The organism is Leifsonia sp. SIMBA_070, assembly GCF_046534635.1.
In the GTDB taxonomy this organism is placed as follows: domain Bacteria; phylum Actinomycetota; class Actinomycetes; order Actinomycetales; family Microbacteriaceae; genus Leifsonia.
Genome location: NZ_JAWRYK010000227.1, coordinates 1 through 275 on the forward strand (window position 1 = coordinate 1; position 275 = coordinate 275).

The following is a 275-nucleotide window of genomic DNA, read 5'->3' on the forward strand; positions in this document are numbered from 1 at the left end:
GGTGGTGCCGGTGGTGCGGCCTGCCTTGCAGGCCGACTGACCGAAGACCGGTCGTGGGCCGGGGCCCGAGATGGTCAGTCCCCGATAGCTGCGCTGCGGCGTCACCTTGGACTTGTCGAACTCGATGACGGCGTAGTCCCAACGGAAGTTGGACTCGGTGATCACGCCGAGTACGCCTGACCCCATGCTCTTCTCTGCCTTGACCGCGTTTCCGCGTCCGCCGCAATGACCGGCAGTCAGACCGACGAGTCGTCCCGCGCGATCATGGCCGATGG

General features: G+C 66.2%; 1 protein-coding gene. It reads right to left on the reverse strand.

The annotated features are described in order from the left end of the window. Positions 1–186, reverse strand: a 186-nt coding sequence (locus SB754_RS20135) for a hypothetical protein (protein ID WP_410784143.1), incomplete at its 3' end; no start/stop codon positions are given. Positions 187–275 lie beyond the last annotated feature (89 nt).